Here is an 18,738-nt window from a genome sequence, read left to right on the forward strand (position 1 = left end):
CGCTGGACTGGCGGTAATGGCGTGTCACCGGCACTTCGCCGCGCCGTCAAGACTCACCCCGGCCCGGTCCGGGCTGCCCGTTCGGCCTCGACCGGGTCCGTCTCCGACGTCGCCACGACCGCTGATCGGTGCTGGCCGGACCAGGCGTGCGGTTGAATGCCGGTGGGTACGACGGGGCGATGGCGATGCGGGACGGGGAGGTCCTCCTCGGCGAGCCGGACGAGGCTGCGCGGCTGTCGGCGGTCCGGGCGACCGGGCTGGGCGCGGTGCCGGACCTGGACATGGATCGGTTCGCGGCGGTGGTGGCGCGGGTGCTCACCGTGCCGGTGGCCCTGGTCGCCCTGGTCGACGACGCCCGGCAGCTCCTCCCCGGGGCGGTCGGGCTGGCACCGGCCTGGCAGCAGCGGCGGGAGACCCCGCTGAGCCCCTCCTGGCAGCGGGCGGTGCTGTCCGGGGAGGAGCTGGTGGTCACCGATGCCCGCCTCGACCCGAGGGTCCGCGACAGCCCCGCGATCGGGGATCTGGGAGTGGTCGCCTGCGCCGGGATGCCCCTCACCGACGGTGCGGGGCAGGTGCTGGGAACGCTCTGCGCGATCGACGACCGACCCCGGGAGTGGACCCGCGACGAACTGGACCTGCTGGCGGACCTGGCAGAGGTGTGTTCGGTCGCGCTGAGAGCGCGGGCTGCCGCAGCGGTGGCCGAGGAAGCTCTGACGAGTCAGCGGCAGGCCCAGGCCGCCGCCATGGAGTTGTCGGCCCGGGTCGACGCGGCCCTGCGGCGCAGCGAACTGCTGCTCACGGCGAGCCAGGAGTTCACCGGCACGGTGACCCTTCCCGACGTCGTCGCCACCGTCAAACGCCTGATCGGCGGGGAGTTCCGGGCGGCCCACGTCAGCGTCGCCCTCCGCGACGGGGTCGACGGGGTACGGGTGTTCGGGCTGGAGGGCCTCCCGGCGGAGCTGGCGTCCCGGGCGCGGTTCCCGGTGACGGACCGGGTGCCGGTCTCGACGGTGCTGCACACCGGCCGGCACCTCGCCTTCGCCGACCGGGCGGGGCTGGTGGCGGCCTATCCCGGTCTGCGGCCGGTCGTGAAGGCCGCCGGCTGGGAGGCGACGCTCTTCACCCCGCTGCTCGGCCCCACCGGGGTGATCGGCGCCCTCACCATCGCCTGGGAGCACCCCCGGCCCCTCGACGTCGAGGAACGGGCCGTCATCGTCAGCGTCGCCGGCTACGTCACCCAGGCCGTGCAACGCGCCCGACGCCTCACCGACCGGGTGGAGGCCGCCGCGATCCTCCAGGAGGCGATGCTCACCCCCCTACCCACGATCGACGGTCTACAGGTCACCGCCCGGTACCAGCCCGCGCACAACCTGGACCAGGTCGGCGGAGACTGGTACGACGCGGTGGTCACCCAGACGGGGTTCCTGAGCCTGGTCATCGGGGACGTCACCGGTCACGACCTGCGCGCGGCGGCCCAGATGTCCCAGCTCCGGTCGATGCTGCGGGGTTACCTGGTCGACCGGCACGAACCCCCCTCGGCTCTGCTGCGTCGACTGGACCAGGCCAACGTCACCCTCGGGGCCCGGAGCATCGCCACCGCCCTCGTCGCCCATTTCCAGCACCGCCCCGGCCACCCCGTCACGATGAGCTGGTCCAACGCCGGACATCCGGTGCCGATCCTCATCCACCCTGGGGGGACGGTGCACACCCTCACCGGCCGGGACCCCCTCCTCGGCGTCACCCTCCGCACCCGACGCACCACCCGGAAGGCCGTGCTTCCGCCGGGAGCGACCCTGCTGCTGCACACCGACGGGCTCGTCGAACGTCGCGACCAGTCCCTCGACGAGATGACCGCCCGCCTGCACAAGGTCCTGACCGCCCATGCCGCCACCGGCCTGGAGGACCTGGTCGACACGGTTCTCGACACCGTGCCCCCCACCGACCACGAGGACGACATCGCTCTCCTCGCCCTGCGCACCCCCGACCCGACCTAGTTGACGGCGCCCCGGCGGCTCGGCCAGCCACGGACCACAGCCCTCCGACGGACCCGTCCCGGACAAACGCCACGAAGGCGCTTGCGCGCATCGTGCTTGCGGCTGGTCCTGAGGGCTCGGAGATAATCGGGTGCACTGGCGTTTCGCGCTGCGCGGTCGTACGCGTCCGGAGCCGGGTAGGGCGCACATGGCCGGGAGGAAGCAGGCAAGGGTCGATGATCGGTAACCGTACGGTGCAGCCCACGGCAGGCGCCCCTTCCTCGTCGGAGACAGGACCGATGCCCCCACCGAGTGCCCCTCTGGTGTTGCTCATCGAGGATGACCCTGGTGACGCGCTGCTCACGCAGGAGCATCTCGCCGACAGCGCGGTGGCGACCCGCTTCGCGCAGGCCAGCAGCCTGGTCGAGGCGTCGGCGCTGCCCGCCACGCCCGACTGCGTTCTGTTGGACCTGCACCTGCCGGACAGCCAGGGCTTGGAGGCCCTGCGCCGGGCGCTCGACCGGTGGCCGGACTCCGCGGTGGTGGTGCTGACCGGGCTGGACGACGCGGCCACCGGCACGGCGGCTGTCGCCGCGGGCGCCCAGGACTACCTGGTCAAGGGGCGTGTCGACGGGGCGGTCATCGGTCGGACGGTCGAGTACGCGATCCAGCGTCAACGCGCCCACACCGCCGAGCGTCAACTGCGGGAGAGCCGACTGCAGGCACGGGAGAACGACCGCCTGCAACGGGGACTCCTGCCGAAGCCCCTGACCACGGATCCTTCGCTCACCGTGATCAGTCGGTATGTGCCGGGGCAGCAGCGCTCGCTGCTCGGCGGTGACTTCTTCGACGTGGTGCAGGAGGAGGACGGAATCCTCCACGCGGTCATCGGTGACGTGTGCGGCAACGGTCCGGACGAGGCCGCGATCGGCGTCGGCCTCCGCGTCGGATGGCGAACCCTGACCCTGGCGGGCCTGAGCAAGGCGCACCGGATGCGGCTGCTCGAACAGGTGCTGGTCGCGGAGAGGCCGCACGACGCGATGTTCGCCACCGCCTGCACGGTGCGCATCGCCCCGGACCGGTCGCACGCGATCGTCGCCAGCGCCGGCCACCCCCCACCGCTGGTGATCACCCCCAACGGCGCCTACTCCGCGCCCGTCCGTCACCACCTCGGGCTGGGGATGTTTCCTGGACTCGGCCGCTGGCAGGAGTCCCGCGTCGAGTTGCCGACCGGCGCTGGTCTGCTGCTGTACACCGACGGCGTCTACGAGGGCTACGGCGACGACGGCACCCGTCTGGGCGAACAACGCTTCGTCGAGCTGGCCTCCCGTCTGACCACGGTCACCGACCCTGCCGACTATCTCAACGCTCTGCTCGCCGAGGTCCAGCGCGGTGACAACGGCCGCCACAGCGACGACACCGCCCTGCTCTACCTCACCTGGTCAGCGCCGCCGGCAGAAACCCGCCCCCGATGACTTCGCCACCCAGAACGTCGCACGTCACCCGAGATCCAGCCCTTCACGGCTGCTTATCCCTGCCAGGGCGGGAAACAGGACTGAGGGACAGGCGCGGTTCCGACCCGGGAGGGGGCATCTCGTGACACGACGACACAACCCGGTCACCTCGCTGCTGTCCACGGCCTTCACGGCAGCGGATGTCAGCACCCTGCGACACCGCGTCAGTGCCGTCGCCCTCGCCGCCGGCCTCACCGGTGACGATCTGCACGACTTCCTCATCGCGGTCAACGAGCTGATCATCAACGCCGTTCAACACGGCGGCGGACACGGCGAACTCGACCTGTCGCACGACAGCAGCACGCTGACCTGCCACATCACCGACCAGGGCAAGCCCGGCTCGCTGCCGGAGATCACCCCGGCCCACCCCGACGCCACCCGGGGTCGCGGGCTCTGGATCGCCGACCAACTGGCCCAGCTCCACCTCCGACACGGCACCGACGGCTTCACCGCCTCGATCACCGTTGACCTACCCACCGCGCCCCACCCCGGCCGGGCCGGCGGTCACCCCCACGGCTGACACCGTCGGTGGTGCGCTCTGGTCGTGATGAGCACGCCCCACCGAAACACGCACCCAAGCCTGGCCGGTGACCACCGGTGGCCGAGGGAACTCGTGACCGACAGCCGACGGTCGCTGTCCGCACCGCCGGCTGTCGTCTGACCACGCTCACGGGGGCACGACGCTACTGGGAGAAGCCGCGCCCCCGGGCCTTCTCGGTCGGCTTGTAGTCGGGCAGTTCCTTCGGCGTCGAACCACCGGTGATCTCGTTGCTGTCGCGGATGAGCCTGGTCTTGTCGGCGTTGCCGGTGAGCTGGGTCAACGCCGTCCTGATGTGCCCGACCTTCTCGTCCACGTCGACCGCGCTGCTCGTGTCCTTCTGGGCCGGGATCGCGACCGTCACCGGGGTAGCGTGCTCGGCGGCGACCGCCCTGACGATCGCCTCGCCGTCGGTGGCGGTGTTGACCTCGGCGGCGGTGACCCGCACCCGCACCGAATTGGTCGCCGACACGTACTCCCGCTCGACCGTCAGGCGACCCAGCACGTCGGTCGCCGGGATGCCCAGCGACGCCACCTCCCGGGAGTACGCCAGGTGCGGGGCGCAGTAGCGCTGCACCTTATAGGTCTCCAGCCAGTGCTGCATCCGGACCACATAGATGCTGGTGGGCTTGGCGAAGGAGGCGGCCAGGGCCTTCGGGTCGAACGGGAACAGGCCGGCGATCGGGAGGTCGAGGGTGGCGCAGACCGCCGTCTCCACGTCGAGGTCGACGTTGCCGACCCGCAGCGCCACCGACCGCCGCTCCAACTCGTCGGTGACCCGGCCGATCTCGGCGCCGACCTCCGCCGCCGACTTGCCCTTCATCGCCCCGGTGACGCTCGCGGCGATGTGAGCGCGCGCCTCGTCGAGCCGCTTCTTCGTGGTCGCCCCGTCGGTGTACTCGGTGTCGAGCCAGTCGACCACGAGACGCTTCCGCTGGAAACCGGTCGCGTAGATGTTGGCAGAGGGGCGCGTGTCACTGCGGAAGGCGATCGGGAACGATCCGCCGGCACCCAGCCGGAAGTGCCGGAACAGCGAGTCACCGACGATCAGGACATCGGGCACCTCCCCGGTCCCGGTGCTCGCGCCGGTCAGTGCGTGCCCAGGCAGACGATAGGAATCCATGGCAGGGGACGCTAACCGTCCGCCCACCCGCTGCCCACCGTCGAGTCGCCTTCCCTACAAGCCGATTCGAGCCGGACCGGTGCCGAGTGGGTTCCCGCTGGGCCTACCGGGCGTCGCGCCGACGACGCGCGCGCTCGAACTCGGCGACATCCGACATCCAGGGACCGTGCTGTTCGAGGGCGGCGCAGCCGCCGCGGACGAAGGCGCTCACCAGGTTCCGGTACCCGCCGATGCCGTCGACCAGGCTGTACTCGACCTGGTACTGCGGATCCGACCCGGCTTCCCCGTGTCGCACCGTCGTGATCCGGGCGACGGAGTCCGCGTAGAAGTGCAGCTGGATCCCCTCGCCCATCTCCTCGTCCTCGATGGTGAACACCTCGTTGTCGGCGGCGGAGCGGTCGGCGACGAACGCCCAGAACTCGGCGGAGGCGGTGCGGGGACCGTCCCGTAGCCACCTCTTCTCGCCGCCCTTGTCGTCGGTGAACGTCAGGGCCGTCTTCCTCGCACTCGCACCGGGGTCGGCGTGGTCGTCGGCGGTCTCCTCGTCGTCTTCCACCGGGGTGCTCCTGGCGCGGTCCGCAGCCTCCGAGCACATCAGGAAGCTCACCGTACGCACCGCGTCGTCGACGAGGTCGGGGTGTGCGCGGCGCACGGCCGCGTCGACCGTCGCCGCCATCCGATCCCAGTCGCGCTTGTCCGTGGCCCGGTTTCCCCGCCGCGGATCGAGGCCGATCCGCATCCCGGCGCAGGCCTGCTCCGCGGTGGCGATAACCCGCATGACCTGGGGCAGCAGCGCGGGGTCGACGGCATCGGGCAGCCGCCGTGGAATCGTCGCGCCGTGCAGGTACTGGCCCGTGTACCTCAGGATCGCGGCGTCGAGCGGCCCGAGGAGCACTCCGCGCTCGGCGCGACGGCGGTCCGCGTGATCCTCCTGGGCGCGTTTCGCGCTCGCCTCCTCCGTCGCCGCGCGCATCGCCTCGCAGACCTGGCCGCGCTCCAGGAGGTCGATGTCGGCGCCATGGGCGACCAGCCGGCTCCTGTCCCACGGGATGCGCCGGAAGAGCGCGTCGACGTCTGCGGGCGGGGAGAGCAGGACCGGGTCCAGGAGCGCGACGGCAGCGTCCTCGTCGAGCCGGCCCCGGGTTCCGGCGGCGTCGCACAGCGGGAGGAGCGCACTCCACAGCAGGAGGTGTCTGGCCAGGTCCTCCCGGATCACCGCACGATGGGCTTCCCCGATCGAAAGCGTGAACGTGCGAGGCTCGTGGTTGGCGTCGGCCCCGGCGGCGAGCATCAGCTTCAGCTCGCCGTCCTCGCGGATGACGTTCGGGATCCAGCCGCTGCCGCTCCGTGTGAAAACGATGTCTCTCATGGCTAAGGTTGCTCCACAACGGCACCGGTCGGGCATGGTCGCTGTCGGGTCCACGGCGGGTGTCACGGCGCTGGTGCCGCCCGCCCTGCACCGTCTGGTCACGACCATCGTGCACACTCGGCGGCGAGGCGCGGGTCGGTGCGCACCCAGACTTCGCCCCCGGCGGCCCCGGCCGGGGCGTCGACCCGTTCGAGACCGAGGACATCGATCAACTGGAGCAGTTCGGCTCGTTCGGCCCGGTCGTCGTCGACATCACGCGAGTCGAAGAAGACGTAGTACCGGTCGCTCGGGTCGACGATGCCCGAATCCGCCCAGATCCGGGCGACCTCTTCGATCGCCGCTGCCTCCGTCGTGATCGTGGCGGCACGGGCGGCACCACGGGTCTCCGGTGACGCGTCGAGGTCCGAGAGGTCGGGCAACCACTGGCCGAAGCGGTCGAGGCCGGCATATCCGTTCTCGAAGAACAGCATCGCGCTCGGCAGGTAGCGGTTGGGCCTGTCGACCCGGAGGTGTTCCGACCGGGGTCGGTCCGCATGCTCGGCCCGGGAGATCACCCCCAGACGGGGCATGAGCACCAGACTCTGCCCCGCCGGTTCATCCCTGATGGTGTAGGTGTCAGACTCTCGACCACGGAAGAAGGCAGAGAACGCCACGTAGGCCTCCTGAGGGTCACCCACCGAGACCTGTTGATCGTTGCCATCGCCGACGGTGAAGACGAACTGCTTCGGTCCAGGCTTGTAGGGGCGGGCCATGTGCGTCCTTCGTTCACGTGTGCTGGCTCCACCAGTTCAGTGGATCATTGCGGAGGTGCCTGCGGCCCTGGTCACCGGTGTGCTGGGCGCGCTGGCCCGGCGCGAGCGACCAGCCGCGGTCATGCCGTCGCGGTACCAGCCTCGGCGAGAGCCGCGACCAAGCGGGTGTGGGCGTCAATGCCCCTGCGGATTCGTCGAGTAGCGGCGGCGCCTGCTCCGGGACCGCCAGACGGTGCTCCCAGTCGAATGAGCGTGCCATCGACGACGGCAATCTGGTCGACCCGACGATGACCTACCGGAGCGAGGGCCAGCAGCGGGCCGAGGGTGTCGATCACTCGGTGGGCGGCGAAGTATGGCACGCGAAACCGTGCGGCGAGGTCGAGCACTCCCGCATATGGGGGCTCCCGATCCGTTCCGCTGTTGATGTGTGGACCGGAGGTCGAGCAGCCGTCGCGAGCGCCCGAGGCAAGGCGCCCACGACCTCCAGCATGACAAGCCAGCTTGTCGTAATGTCAAGCAAGCTGTACCTTGGCCTGCATGAAGACGTTAGGGGTACGTGATGCGGCCGCGGTGACAGCCGGGACGGTGATGTTCTTCGCCGGCGCCGTGCTGGCCGGGGTGTTGTATGCGCTCAGCGCGTTGCCGAGGTGGGCGGGATGGTCGCTGGCAGTCGCGGCGATCGCCGGGCTGATACTGCTCGTGGGGACCACGGTGAAGGCGTTGCTGCGCGGGGACACCGAGGGCGTGGAGCGCCAGGACGCGGCGCGAGCGTCGATGGTGGCGGTAATGGTGATCGTGGTGGCCGGGTTCGCGTACTCGCTCCTGGAAGCCTTTGCCGGGCTGCCGCGGATGACCGCCGCGGTGCCGGCTGCGACGGCCGGTCTGGTGTGGATGATCGCGTTCTCCTGGGGACACTTTGGCGGTCAGAAGAGGTGATGACCAACCGGCTGCCGGTGCTGCGCGCGGAACGTCGGTGGAGCCAGGCTGAACTGGCGAAGCGGATCAACGTGTCGCGTCAGACCGTGGTGTCACTCGAGAACGGCAGGTACGAGCCGACTTTGAAGATCGCAATGCGCTTGGCGGCGACATTCGGCGTGGCGATCGAGGACATCTTCACTCCCGACCCGGACGACCTCGCGCTCATCCGAGTCGAATGAGGTTATGTCAGCCAATTTCCACTCACTACCGTCTTGCTCCCGGCCTGCCGCCTCAGCAACCGGTGTCGCCGTAGATCTCGCCCAGGATCGTGCGGACTTGGCGGGCGATGTCGGCGGGATGAGGCGTCGAGGTCGCCCTGCTCGGCTGCCGTCCGTGGTCGGGCCTGGTGGTCGTCGCCGGCCGGGCTACTCGTCGTGATGACGGTCGTGTGGCGGTCCGGCCGGTCGGGGCAACGGACGAGGCGGGCCGGCCCTGCGGTCCAGCCGACCAGGGCACCCCAGCCGCTCTCGGGCAGTTCGAGGTACTCACCCGTTGGCGCGTTCGGCGACAACGCGACATCGTCCCACCTGGCGGCGCTCGCCTTGTCGTAGTCGTCCATACGTCTCCTCCCACGGCGATGGGCTGGAGCCCACAGACGTGGCGGGCACCAGCCGATTGTCCCCCAGCGGGAGCCGGCTGCCACGGAAACACGCTCTCATCGATCACCCATCCTCCACCGGTCCTGGCGGTAGAGCTCTCCGGAGTCGAGGGTCAGTCTCGGGGTGACTCGGATCGCACCCGAGGGTCCAGCGCCATCCACTGTTCGGCAACCCCCTGCGGAACCTCACGGACGAGCAGGTCACCCCGCTTGCCCTGCCGCGGATACTGCGGAGGAATGAGGCGCTTGTCGAGGAGGTTTGCGATCGCGTGAAGGGCGCAGAAGCCAAGGAGAAGGGCGTAGGGGGTCGGAGAGAATGCCAGGTTCCACCAGTACCAGCCATGGGCCACCGCGCCGCAGGCCAAGGTGATCAGGCGTGCCGGACCGAGAACCAGCGCGTCGAACCGCTGCACGGCCTGCGCCCTTCTCACCCGCTCCGCCGCCTGCCGACCGAACGGCAGCGCCACGGCAGCAGACCGTCGCACCAGCGACAAGCGCCAGGGGCGGACCGTCACGGGCACGGCTGGTTCGCCGTCAGTGAGGGAAACGGAAGGGATGCGCAGCGAGGCGACCGCCTCCCGTGGAATGACAAGATCCATCGAAAGTGTCCATCCCTCGAATCGGCCAGGTGCCGCAGCGAACCACGGTAAACGTAGGGTCATAGCCCAGTTGGGAAACTGCTGGTCATGGTGAGGACGCCCGTGAAGCCCTGGTCGGCGTGGGCGTGCCGGATCGGTGCGGACACGTACCTGTGCCACCTCGCAGGCCACGCGCTGCCGGCGGCAGATCCGTGGACATGACCGTGGTCAGCCTGTGCCCGTGGGCAGGTACGGGGCCGTGCACGTTCTCTCGTGGCTATGCGTCCGGGAAGTCAGCCAGCTCTTTGACCGCTGTCTCCAACGCCACATCGATCCCGTGTTCGATCATCTGCTGGTAGGCCGGGTCGCCCGCTGCCGCGGTGCGTCGGATGCCCTGGGCGGAGGCACTGACCCGTTCGCGGACGATGTCGATGAACTGGCCTACCGGACCGTCCCACCCGTAGGCGTCCAGGAACAGCCGCGCACGTCGTGGCCTGTCCGCGAAGGCCGTGAATCCCTCCGCCCGCACCACATGGCGGGCATGGAGCGGCACCCAGCCGAACGCGGTGAAGGCCAGGTCCCACTCCGGCGTGACCGGCGCGGCGAGGTCCCAGTCGAAGAAGCCGACGAGACGTCCACCGGCCCAGGCCGCGTTGTAGGGCGCAGCATCGTTGTGACCGACGATCAGACCCGGCCGCCAGGTCTGTCCTTCGCGCCACACCGCGTCCGGCGGGGGAACGAAGCTCGCGACGGCGGCATGGAACGCGCGTAGCCACCCCGCGATTTGGCGCAGCGCGTCATCGCTGTGCACCCACCCGGGCCACGGCCGTGCGGCCCCGACGACCTCACCAGGCAGGTACGAGAGCACTTCCCGGCCGAACTCGTCGAAGCCCAGCGCCCGTGGTGCCCGATCGAAGCCCACCTCTTCCAAGTGCCGGAGCAGCGCATGCACGGACGGCGTCCAGCGGCCAGGGACGCGGCGGACGGTGCCACCGATGCGAACCGCTCCACCGGTGTTCCCGCCCGGAAGGCGCTGTTCCTCACTCACAACCCCACCCCTTGTCGAGAACGACGAGACCCACACGCCTATACCGTCAGGCGAACTGGCGCGCGGTGGATTCGAGCTTCTCGCGGTAGGAGGCCCACCACGCCTCGTCGCCCTCGACCATGTTGTCGCCGGGCCGCCGCCAGCCGACCTGGCCATCGACAAGCTCGCGCACGATGTCGGCGTGCCCGGCGTGCCGGTTCAGCTCGGCCAACACGTGCACGAGGATGAGGTGCAGTGTCACCGGCTTGTGTTGCCACCACCGCACCGAGCCGGGCGCGTGGATCGGGAGCGTCTCGATCGTGGCGTCCGCGTGAGCCCAGACCCGGTGCCACAGGCCGATGACGTCGTCACGGGACTCGTCGGCCGCGGCCCACATGTCCGCGTTCGGCTCCGCGTCGTCGTCCAGGCCCGCCACAGGTTCGGGAAAGGGACGGTCGAACACCTCACCGAAATAACCGGCGGCCACCAAATGCCACGTGCTTGACCAGCCCGAGCAGGTTCGTCCCCGTCGGCACGAGCGGTCGCCGCACGTCGTACTCCGACAACCCGTCGAGCTTCCCGAGTAACGCCTCGCGCGCCTCCCGAAGGTACCGATGAAGGTTCGCCTTGGCGTCGAGGTCAGTCATGCCGCCCAGGATCCCACCACCCCGGCGCCCGGTACACCCGCGTTCCAAACTGCGGCTCCGGGCTCGACGCCGAACGCGAGGCAGATGCTCTTTGCCCGCATGCCGATGGGTGCGGTGCCGAGGACGTGCAGGAACGGCCCGATCAGCTCCCGCTGCTCGTCGGTGATATCGCTCGGATACGGCTTGCGATCACCTATGACCGGGCTAATGCCACGGCCTCCCGACGGTCACGACGAACACCCACATTGCACAACATCGACTCGCAGCTATCAACGCAATGGATAGATCAAATAAAAGATCGCCAAACCGCCCTCCCAGAGTTCAGGCGACGGCACAGGCGGTTGCGACATCCACCCCGACCCCGCCAAGGTATCGACATCGACCAATGGGCCGAGCCCGCGCTGGCAAACCTCGGCGCGACCGATCGGCCACTTGACGGAAGGTGGTCCGATGAAGACGACGGGACGGCTGTGGATGCGCTCGGTGGCCGTTGGGGCTGTCATCAGCGCCATGACAGTCGGCACGGCCGGCTCGGCCTCGGCGGCCGGATACCAGAACGACTACATCGTCTCCTTTGACACGATGGCCATCTGCCTGTCGGCCGCGAACGGCCGGAACGCCCAGCTCCCCGCGAATACGCCTCCGGACACCTACTACTGAGCCCTTTTCAACGTGACCGCGCAGGTCAGGAGTGGTGGGCGCAGCCCGGTGATCGATGAGGGCGAGGCTCCAGGTAAGACAGCAAATCGACCAAAACCCGATGCCCCAACCGGGAGCCTCGCCTGTGCTGTCTTACCCCTCCGCGATCTCGTTGTCCAGCCGGACCCTGAACCACCTCGCCGACCGCATCCGCCAGCACCGTAACCAGCGCCGATCCCGATGGCGACGCCTCGACCCGGGCCGACAGGCGCTGCTCGCCCTGGCCCACCTCCACAACGGCGACACCTACACCCGCCTCGCCGCCGGATTCGATGTCAGCATCGCCACCGCCTGGCGCTACGTGCAGGAAGCAATCGCCCTGCTCGCAGCCGCCGCCGACACCCTGACCACGGCCATGGACCGGATACGCCGGCTGGCGTACGCGATCCTGGACGGCACCCTGATCCCGATCGACCGGGTCGCCAACCAGAGGCCGTACTACTCCGGCAAGCACAAGCGCCACGGCGTCAACGTGCAGGTCATCGCCGACGCGGCCGGCCGACTCGTCTGGGCCTCACCGGCACTACCCGGCTCAGCGCACGACCTCACCGCCGCCCGCACCCACGGCATCCTCGAAGCGCTGACCAGCGCGGACGTGATGACCTTCGCCGACAAGGGCTACCAGGGAGCCCGGGGCAGCGTACGCACGCCGTTCAAACGGCGCCGCTACCGCCCGAAGCTGTCACGCCGGCAGAAGGCCGTCAACAGCGCCCACGCCACGATCCGCGCCCGAGGCGAGCGGGCGATCGCCGCCCTCAAGACCTGGAAGGTCCTGGTCAGGCTGCGCTGCTGCCCACGACGAGCGACCCCGATCGTGCAGGCCATCCTCGTTCTGCACCACGTCGAAGCCAACCGCTACGCAGGATGAAAAAGGCTCACTACTGCGCGCACAACAATGCCCCCAGCGGCAGTGCTTACGCTTCGTTGTGGTTCCGGCACTGGGTCGACTGATGCCCGACAGTAGCCGCCAGCACTCCAGCCTGGCTTGACGCGTCGAGCCAGGCGGAGAACGGGTGCGGCCACCGCATGATCATTGGGAGTTGTGTGGACTCCGGGAAATCATGCGGTGGCCGCAGGCCATAGCGCAGATCTGGCCGCTGGTGAGCGACGTTGCCGGGCCCTGCTACGGGGCGCGTGCGGTTGCCTGGTGGTCGGGGTCGACCCACCCAGCCGGCAGCAAACCAGCGCCCTCGATGCATCCCACGCTGCGCCGTCGCGCACCCAGCCCCACCTGCACGGTGACCTACCAGAAGCAGTCGGAATGGCCGGGCGGTTTCGTCACCGACATCACGATCAAGAACACCGCCACGACCGCCGTCAACGGCTGGGCCCTGGACTTCACGTTCCCGGGTGACCAGAGGATCACCACGCTCTGGAGCGCCACCCACGCCCAGTCCGGCTCCGCCGTCACGATCCGCAACGCCAGGTGGAACGGCACGATCGCAGCCGGCGCGAGCGTCTCGATCGGCTTCCAGGGTACGTGGAGCGGCAGCAACACGGCCCCACGAGCTTCTCCCTCAACGGCACCCCCTGCCTGTGAGCAAGGGCCCCTTGTTATCGCTTTTTCACATAGGAGAATTTCGATGGGACCGTTCGGGCGCGCTGAGGGCAGTCAACTGCCGCCCGGCGTCCGGACAATGGCGTTGCGCCCACTTGGCGACGCCGATATTCTCGCCGGCATGGAGATCGTGACCCGCACCGACCGGCCCGAACTGCACGAGGCGGCGGCGGTCGTGTTCCACGAGCGCTGGCCAGAATTCATTTTCCACGACGACGTGCCGAAGAGATACATGGGCCGGGTCAAGGAGCATTTCGCGCGGTATGACGTCATGGTGCTCGATGAGGGTTCCGTCGTCGCCGGTGGATGGGGAGTGCCGATGGCCTGGGATGGCGCCGTCGACGACCTGCCGGCCGGCTACGACGACGCGCTGGTCCGCGCGGTCGACGGTCGGGAAGCAGGCGTCGAGCCCACAACCCTGAGCATCATGGCGGTCGCCGTCAGCTCGTCGCACGACAAGCGCGGCATGGCCGGTGTCGTGCTTGAGGAGTTGGCGCGACGGGCGCACGGCGACGGACTCGCGCATGTGGTCGCTCCGCTCCGACCGACGTGGAAGCACCGGTACCCCATGGTGCCGATGGCCGAGTACGCCGGATGGACGCGCGGGGACGGACTTTCCATCGATCCCTGGATCCGCACCCATCAACGCATGGGAGCCCGCGTGCTCCGCCCAGCCCCGAGGTCGATGGTGATTGAAGGAACCGTCGCTGAATGGGAAAGCTGGGCGGACATGCTGTTCCCGGTCACCCGGGAGTACGTGGTCCCTGGCGCACTCAATCTCGTGCTGATCGATCGGGAACGGGACCTCGGCGTATACGTCGAGGAGAACCTGTGGGTTCAGCACATGGCTCCTGCTCACCCGCACCGCCGTGCCCCCACACCCACCGCCCCACCCGGTGGAACAGCTACGGCCTCACCCAGGCACTCACCTGGCCCCCATCCCACTGCGTCCGTATCGGGCCGCCGGCCGGAAACCGTCGGCCCGGACTCCGTAGCCTTGTGCTGGTGACATCGGTACGGGAGCGGATCAGGGCGATTCTCGCCGGGACGGTCGACTACGAAGCGGGGCTGGACGCGCTGACCGTCACCCCGTCGGCCGAGGTCGACCCGGAGCTGGTGGCCGCGAAGGACGAGGCGTGCGCACGGCTGTGGCGGGGCGGGTGGCAGCCGGCCGAACTGCACCGGGTGGTCGCCCGGCGGGGCCGGCCACAGCAGGCCGACCTGGTGACCGACGCGGTCGCCGCGCACCTGCGACAGTTTCCCCCGGCCACGGTCGACGGGCGGTGGTGGGCACAGGCGGACACCCTCGGCGCGCGGGTCTGGTGGACCGGCGACGCGACGTACCTCGACGAACTCGCGGCCCGCTGGCGGCTCGACCGGGTGGCCGTACTCGATCTGGTGTTGGGCCTGCTCACTATCCTGGCCACCCTCCCGCGGATCGAGGTGCTCGTTCCCCCGCCCGGGTCCGCCGCCACGCAGACCGACGGGTCGGACGCCGTCGGGTCGTCCCGCATCGACGCCCGGCTGCTGGACCGGGTACGCGCCCTGCTCGCCAAGGCGGAGTCGACGAACTTCCCGGCCGAGGCGGAGGCCTACACCGCCAAGGCACAGGAACTCGTCACCCGCCACAGTCTGGACGAGGCGCTGCTGGCCGCGCGGGCCGGTGACGCGACGCCGGTGGTGCCGTACGCGCGGCGGGTGGGCGTGGACCACCCGCACGAGAAGGAGAAGGCGGCTCTGCTGGACGCCGTCGCCCGGGCGAACCGCTGCCACACGGTCTCGTCACCGGAGCTGGCGTTCAGCACCGTCTTCGGTTTCGACACCGACATCGACGCCGTCGACCTGCTCTACACCTCCCTGCTGGTGCAGGCGCACCGGGCGATGGCTCGGGCCGAGCCGCCGGGCGGCAAGGCCGGTCGGGGTCGCCTGAAGGCCTTCCGCCAGTCCTTCCTGGTGGCCTTCGCGGTCCGGATCGACGAACGACTGGCCGACGCGGCACAGCTCGCATTGGCACAGGCCGGCCGGGGCAACGGAGACGACGGCACCGAACCGGCCGACCTGCTGCCGGTGCTCGCCTCCCGCGACGAACAGATCCGCGAGACCATGCACCGGGTCTTCCCCCACACGGTCCGCGTCCGGGCCACCCGGGTGGACAGCCGCGAGGGCTGGGACTCCGGCCGCCAGGCCGCTGACCGTGCCGCCCTGCCGACCGATTTCAACCGGGGTCGATAGCCCTGCCGAGGTGGGGCCGGCAGTACGCTTCGCCGGGCGTGATCGAGCTTGTCGAGCGCTGCACGCTCTTGGCTCTACATAGGACAGAACCCGCACCACCATCCATCACCCAGAGCGACCAGCTCTTTCCCGAGGGCTATTCGCTGCTCATCGTTTACGGTGAGCGTCCCACCGGGTAATGCGGCGCGAACCCATCGGTAGTACAAGGAAGTTTCGACGTGGCCAAGCAGATCATCCAGAAGCTCATTGACGACCTGGACGGCGGGGACGCCGACGAGACCGTCAGGTTCGCCCTGGACGGAGTCCAGTACGAGATCGACCTGTCGGCGGCCCACGCGCAGAAGTTGCGTGACGCTCTGGCCCCGTACACCGCGCACGGCACCAAGGTCGGCCGGGGCGGCATCGCCAACGGTCGACCGGCCCGCAGCAGCACCAGAGCCGGTCACAGCCGAGGGCGCGTCAGCACCGACAGGGAGCAGAACAAGGCGATTCGGGACTGGGCCAAGAAGGCGGGCAAGGACATCTCCGACCGGGGCCGCATCCCTCAGGAGGTCGTCGACGAGTATCACGCCAAGGCCGGTCGCTAGCCGGCGCCGGCCCGGATCGACTCCCGGCACCGGTCACCCCACGGCTTCTCGTCGCGGACCATACCCGGCTCGGTCCACACCTTGCCCCTACCGACTCAGAACCGGGCTTCCCGGGCTGCGGTGGGCACGACGCTGTTGGGTTAGGGTGGCGCCATGCCGACCGTGCCGAGAGGGTACGCACCCGGACGGAGCGCGCTCACCGGGACGGGCATCGATTCCGGCCGCGTCAGGCGAACCTTCCGTCCGGTGGATTCCTGCGGCTGGTGCTCTGGCTCCTGGGCCTTCCACTGCTGCTGATCGGTCCGCTCATGGTGTACGCGGCCGTCGCTTTCGCCACCGGCGAGCCCAGCCTGAACCGCTGGATCATGGGGGTCGCCGGGGTGGGGGTCACGATCTCCTGCGTCAAGCTGGCCAGGTACGAGTCACGACTGCACGAACGAGCCCGGCGGGAGTTGCACCGGCTGGAGGCCGTGGGCGTGGCCGCCACCGCCGAGATCACCGCCGTGCGGCCCACCTCCCTGGGCGAGGAGAGCGGAGTCGAGCTGAGCCTGCTGATCAGCGGGCCCGCGTTCGAGCCGTTCGAGTCCACCTCACAGTGCAAGGATGATCCAGCCCTGGTGGTCGGGGCCCGACTCAACGCCGTGGTCGACCCGACCGACCGCCTGTACGCGATTGTGCCCTGACACCCGGCCAAGCGACAGCGAGTACGGCTGGTGCGTCAGGGCGGTGCGGTCAGGGCCGGAACCGAGGCGGGAGGCCTCGACCCCGCCCGGAGGATCGCCCGGTGTCGGCTGGTCCGGACGGACCCCGTGCCAGCGCCGTTTCCTGCGACACCGGGTCAGCGGGTCTTCTTCGTTGCTCGTTTCCGGGGAGGCGTCAACAGGTCCGCGATCGCCGTGATCGCGGACGGCACGAGGCGGTAGTACGCCCAGACGCCGCGCTTCTCCCGTTCGAGCAGGCCAGCCTCGGTGAGGATCCGAAGGTGGTGGCTGACGGTCGGCTGGGAGAGTCCGAGCGGCGCGGTGAGGTCACTGACGGACGCCTCCCCCTCGGGAGATGCCTGGATCAGGCTGAGCAGGCGCAGCCGGGCCGGGTCGGCGAATGCCTTCAGCACTCCCGCGAGCCGCTCGGCGTCGGCGCGCTTGATCGGTTCGCCAGCAAGGGGCGAGATGGCCGGCGTCGTAGTCTTCGCAGTTCCCACGTCTTGCATCGTTGCAGCAACACCACCTGCTGGCGGCGCAAACGAGGGGTAGATCACCGTAATGTCGTGTGGAGAGCCGCCGCGTCCGCCAGGTCGGCATGATCAAGCACCAGGGGTGCCGGAATCGTGTGAGTGGTGATTGTCGGCGCACGGTGGCGTCTGCTGACCTGCTCCGAGCGCCCCAGGTTCTGCGGCTCGACCCTGCTCTGCCCGTCTCCCACCACCTCGACAACCGTGGGCAGGCGTCACCACCGACGGCCACCTGAACGGTGCTCGCACATCGACACTCCTCGCCGAACCGGGCGCGGACCGAGACTGCACCGACGCCAGCAGGCCGGACAGGCCCGCCGCACGGCGGTGGAGCGGATGCAGCTTCTCGACGATCTCGTCGCCAGCCTGCCGGGCAGCGGCCCTCCCGCCGGCGGACAGGCGACACGGGCGGCCGACCGTAGGGCCAGCCCCCACGGCACACGCCCGTCGGCTTCCCGGCAGCCGCATTGCCTGAGTCCGGTCCGACCTGCCTGCCTGTGTTGGGCGGGCGGGTGTTGACCCGCCCGCCCGTGGCCACCTGCTGGCTCTCAGGCAGCAGAACGCCGACCGTCACCGCTGGCGGCGGCTGGACTCCGGGATGTTCGCCTGGACCTCCTCGTGGCTGACCTGCTCGTCGATCGGCTGGTCCTCGACCACCTCGTTCTTGGCCAGGCGGACCCGCTCGACCGGCACCCGGTCCTTGGCCACCACCGGATGCTCGGCGCGCAGCTGCATCTCCTGCTGCGCCTCGCCCATCTCGGCGCGAACGCGGCCCGCTTCCTCGGCGGTGATCGGCTCGCGCTCGACAAACACCTCGTCGTGCTCGACCGGCACGGTCGTGTGCACGTTCTCGGTGACCACGTTCTTGCGCAGTACCGCCTTGCCCGCAGGCTGGCTTTCCGTGCCCACCCGCAGCCGCTCCTCGGAGCGGATCAGCTCCTCACGGGCCTGCGGCGCCTGCTGCGGCTGCATCCGGTAGTGCGCGTACAGCTGCGCGGTCTGCTCGGCGCTCAGCGGCTTGTCGTTGCCAGGCTCCACGCTCGGGGCGCTGTGGACGGTTGCCTTGTCGTAGGCGACCATCAGCTTCCCCTGCTGCATCTGCGCGTTGCCCAGTGGAGCCATGGGCTCGGGGCCACCACCGGTTTGCACGCTCACCCAGGCCGGGTACCCCGCAGTGGCCCACACCTGGCGGACCTTGCCGATCTTGGCACCCGACTGGTCCTGGACGTCCTGGCCGTACAGCGAACGCACCTGCTGTTCAGTGAGTTGCACGGGTCGTCCTCCCTTCGCGTGTCACCGCCCCGCGTACCCGACGAGCCCTCGTCCATTCGTCG

21 protein-coding genes and 1 pseudogene are annotated in these 18,738 nt (G+C 69.7%); 11 read left to right on the plus strand and 11 right to left on the minus strand.

What is annotated here, in order from left to right:
• Positions 1–146 precede the first annotated feature (146 nt).
• The 3 genes from ACQUFX_RS11665 (at position 147) to ACQUFX_RS11675 (ending at position 4,007) form a co-directional block, all read left to right on the plus strand.
• Positions 147–1,994 (plus strand): SpoIIE family protein phosphatase, encoded by a 1,848-nt coding sequence (locus tag ACQUFX_RS11665; RefSeq protein WP_428966029.1) that lies wholly within the window; start codon positions 147–149, stop codon positions 1,992–1,994.
• Positions 1,995–2,296: 302 nt separating this feature from the next.
• Positions 2,297–3,448, plus strand: coding sequence for a PP2C family protein-serine/threonine phosphatase (locus ACQUFX_RS11670; protein ID WP_428966030.1), 1,152 nt, complete (start codon positions 2,297–2,299; stop codon positions 3,446–3,448).
• Between the two features lie 121 nt (positions 3,449–3,569).
• Complete coding sequence (locus ACQUFX_RS11675; protein WP_428966031.1) at positions 3,570–4,007, plus strand: ATP-binding protein; 438 nt, start codon at positions 3,570–3,572, stop codon at positions 4,005–4,007.
• Between the two features lie 163 nt (positions 4,008–4,170).
• Here the strand turns inward: ACQUFX_RS11675 and ACQUFX_RS11680 are convergent, their stop codons facing one another.
• The 4 genes and pseudogenes from ACQUFX_RS11680 to ACQUFX_RS11695 all read right to left on the minus strand — a co-directional run.
• Positions 4,171–5,148 carry a hypothetical protein gene (locus tag ACQUFX_RS11680; RefSeq protein WP_428966032.1) on the minus strand — a complete coding sequence of 326 codons (978 nt, stop codon included), beginning with the start codon at positions 5,146–5,148 and terminating at the stop codon, positions 4,171–4,173.
• 103 nt (positions 5,149–5,251) lie between these two features.
• Positions 5,252–6,625 carry a DUF6357 family protein gene (locus ACQUFX_RS11685; protein ID WP_428966033.1) on the minus strand — a complete coding sequence of 458 codons (1,374 nt, stop codon included), beginning with the start codon at positions 6,623–6,625 and terminating at the stop codon, positions 5,252–5,254.
• Entirely contained in the window at positions 6,616–7,269 is a 654-nt protein-coding gene (locus tag ACQUFX_RS11690; RefSeq protein ID WP_428966034.1) for a hypothetical protein, read from the minus strand. Before ACQUFX_RS11690 ends, ACQUFX_RS11685 begins: the two co-directional genes overlap by 10 nt.
• A gap of 140 nt (positions 7,270–7,409) precedes the next feature.
• Positions 7,410–7,634 (minus strand): annotated as a pseudogene (locus tag ACQUFX_RS11695) (IS5/IS1182 family transposase); the annotation flags it as partial.
• Positions 7,635–7,806: 172 nt separating this feature from the next.
• On the opposite strand from ACQUFX_RS11695, the gene ACQUFX_RS11700 reads away from it, so the two are divergent.
• Both ACQUFX_RS11700 and ACQUFX_RS11705 read left to right on the plus strand, forming a co-directional pair.
• Positions 7,807–8,205 carry a hypothetical protein gene (locus ACQUFX_RS11700; RefSeq protein WP_428966035.1) on the plus strand — a complete coding sequence of 133 codons (399 nt, stop codon included), beginning with the start codon at positions 7,807–7,809 and terminating at the stop codon, positions 8,203–8,205.
• Positions 8,205–8,426: a helix-turn-helix transcriptional regulator gene (locus ACQUFX_RS11705; RefSeq protein WP_428966036.1), complete on the plus strand. Its 222-nt coding sequence runs from the start codon at positions 8,205–8,207 to the stop codon at positions 8,424–8,426. The genes ACQUFX_RS11700 and ACQUFX_RS11705 overlap by 1 nt, the downstream gene beginning before the upstream one ends.
• A 2-nt stretch (positions 8,427–8,428) precedes the next feature.
• Here ACQUFX_RS11705 and ACQUFX_RS11710 read toward each other — a convergent pair whose 3' ends face one another.
• The 5 genes from ACQUFX_RS11710 to ACQUFX_RS11730 form a co-directional block, all read right to left on the minus strand.
• A complete protein-coding gene (locus ACQUFX_RS11710; RefSeq protein WP_428966037.1) occupies positions 8,429–8,806 on the minus strand; it encodes a DUF5956 family protein in 378 nt (125 codons plus the stop codon).
• A gap of 152 nt (positions 8,807–8,958) precedes the next feature.
• Positions 8,959–9,444: a hypothetical protein gene (locus tag ACQUFX_RS11715; protein ID WP_428966038.1), complete on the minus strand. Its 486-nt coding sequence runs from the start codon at positions 9,442–9,444 to the stop codon at positions 8,959–8,961.
• A 256-nt stretch (positions 9,445–9,700) separates the two neighbouring features.
• A complete protein-coding gene (locus tag ACQUFX_RS11720) occupies positions 9,701–10,471 on the minus strand; it encodes a phosphotransferase (protein ID WP_428966039.1) in 771 nt (256 codons plus the stop codon).
• A 46-nt stretch (positions 10,472–10,517) separates the two neighbouring features.
• The gene (locus ACQUFX_RS11725; protein ID WP_428966040.1) at positions 10,518–10,937 is read right to left on the minus strand and encodes a mycothiol transferase; all 420 of its coding nucleotides are present in this window, start codon (positions 10,935–10,937) and stop codon (positions 10,518–10,520) included.
• The gene (locus ACQUFX_RS11730) at positions 10,915–11,097 is read right to left on the minus strand and encodes a mycothiol transferase (protein WP_428966041.1); all 183 of its coding nucleotides are present in this window, start codon (positions 11,095–11,097) and stop codon (positions 10,915–10,917) included. The genes ACQUFX_RS11725 and ACQUFX_RS11730 overlap by 23 nt, the downstream gene beginning before the upstream one ends.
• Positions 11,098–11,547: 450 nt before the next feature.
• On the opposite strand from ACQUFX_RS11730, the gene ACQUFX_RS11735 reads away from it, so the two are divergent.
• From ACQUFX_RS11735 to ACQUFX_RS11760, 6 genes are all read left to right on the plus strand, one after another.
• Complete coding sequence (locus tag ACQUFX_RS11735; protein WP_428966042.1) at positions 11,548–11,757, plus strand: hypothetical protein; 210 nt, start codon at positions 11,548–11,550, stop codon at positions 11,755–11,757.
• A 124-nt stretch (positions 11,758–11,881) separates the two neighbouring features.
• A complete protein-coding gene (locus ACQUFX_RS11740; protein WP_428961346.1) occupies positions 11,882–12,664 on the plus strand; it encodes a transposase family protein in 783 nt (260 codons plus the stop codon).
• Positions 12,665–13,034: 370 nt separating this feature from the next.
• On the plus strand, positions 13,035–14,363 hold the full coding sequence (locus ACQUFX_RS11745; RefSeq protein WP_428966043.1) for a cellulose-binding domain-containing protein: 1,329 nt from the start codon (positions 13,035–13,037) through the stop codon (positions 14,361–14,363).
• Entirely contained in the window at positions 14,360–15,586 is a 1,227-nt protein-coding gene (locus ACQUFX_RS11750) for a DUF2786 domain-containing protein (RefSeq protein ID WP_428966044.1), read from the plus strand. The genes ACQUFX_RS11745 and ACQUFX_RS11750 overlap by 4 nt, the downstream gene beginning before the upstream one ends.
• A gap of 218 nt (positions 15,587–15,804) precedes the next feature.
• Positions 15,805–16,173, plus strand: coding sequence for a histone-like nucleoid-structuring protein Lsr2 (locus ACQUFX_RS11755; RefSeq protein WP_428966045.1), 369 nt, complete (start codon positions 15,805–15,807; stop codon positions 16,171–16,173).
• Between the two features lie 263 nt (positions 16,174–16,436).
• Positions 16,437–16,856 (plus strand): hypothetical protein, encoded by a 420-nt coding sequence (locus ACQUFX_RS11760; RefSeq protein WP_428966046.1) that lies wholly within the window; start codon positions 16,437–16,439, stop codon positions 16,854–16,856.
• 155 nt (positions 16,857–17,011) lie between these two features.
• Here ACQUFX_RS11760 and ACQUFX_RS11765 read toward each other — a convergent pair whose 3' ends face one another.
• On the minus strand, positions 17,012–17,383 hold the full coding sequence (locus tag ACQUFX_RS11765) for an ArsR/SmtB family transcription factor (RefSeq protein WP_428966934.1): 372 nt from the start codon (positions 17,381–17,383) through the stop codon (positions 17,012–17,014).
• 591 nt (positions 17,384–17,974) lie between these two features.
• The gene (locus ACQUFX_RS11770; protein WP_428966047.1) at positions 17,975–18,676 is read right to left on the minus strand and encodes a PRC and DUF2382 domain-containing protein; all 702 of its coding nucleotides are present in this window, start codon (positions 18,674–18,676) and stop codon (positions 17,975–17,977) included.
• Between the last annotated feature and the right edge of the window lie 62 nt (positions 18,677–18,738).

Source organism: Micromonospora fluostatini (assembly GCF_050410825.1).
GTDB lineage: Bacteria > Actinomycetota > Actinomycetes > Mycobacteriales > Micromonosporaceae > Micromonospora > Micromonospora rosaria.

Excerpts from the sequence above, each read along its gene's own strand:
- ACQUFX_RS11705 (WP_428966036.1), top strand. The coding sequence starts at position 8,205 with ATGACCAACCGGCTGCCGGTGCTGCGCGCGGAACGTCGGTGGAGCCAG.
- ACQUFX_RS11710 (WP_428966037.1), bottom strand. The coding sequence starts at position 8,806 with ATGGACGACTACGACAAGGCGAGCGCCGCCAGGTGGGACGATGTCGCG.
- ACQUFX_RS11730 (WP_428966041.1), bottom strand. The coding sequence starts at position 11,097 with ATGACTGACCTCGACGCCAAGGCGAACCTTCATCGGTACCTTCGGGAG.
- ACQUFX_RS11685 (WP_428966033.1), bottom strand. The coding sequence starts at position 6,625 with ATGGTCGTGACCAGACGGTGCAGGGCGGGCGGCACCAGCGCCGTGACA.
- ACQUFX_RS11735 (WP_428966042.1), top strand. The coding sequence starts at position 11,548 with ATGAAGACGACGGGACGGCTGTGGATGCGCTCGGTGGCCGTTGGGGCT.
- ACQUFX_RS11700 (WP_428966035.1), top strand. The coding sequence starts at position 7,807 with ATGAAGACGTTAGGGGTACGTGATGCGGCCGCGGTGACAGCCGGGACG.
- ACQUFX_RS11690 (WP_428966034.1), bottom strand. The coding sequence starts at position 7,269 with ATGGCCCGCCCCTACAAGCCTGGACCGAAGCAGTTCGTCTTCACCGTC.
- ACQUFX_RS11680 (WP_428966032.1), bottom strand. The coding sequence starts at position 5,148 with ATGGATTCCTATCGTCTGCCTGGGCACGCACTGACCGGCGCGAGCACC.
- ACQUFX_RS11765 (WP_428966934.1), bottom strand. The coding sequence starts at position 17,383 with ATGCAAGACGTGGGAACTGCGAAGACTACGACGCCGGCCATCTCGCCC.
- ACQUFX_RS11715 (WP_428966038.1), bottom strand. The coding sequence starts at position 9,444 with ATGGATCTTGTCATTCCACGGGAGGCGGTCGCCTCGCTGCGCATCCCT.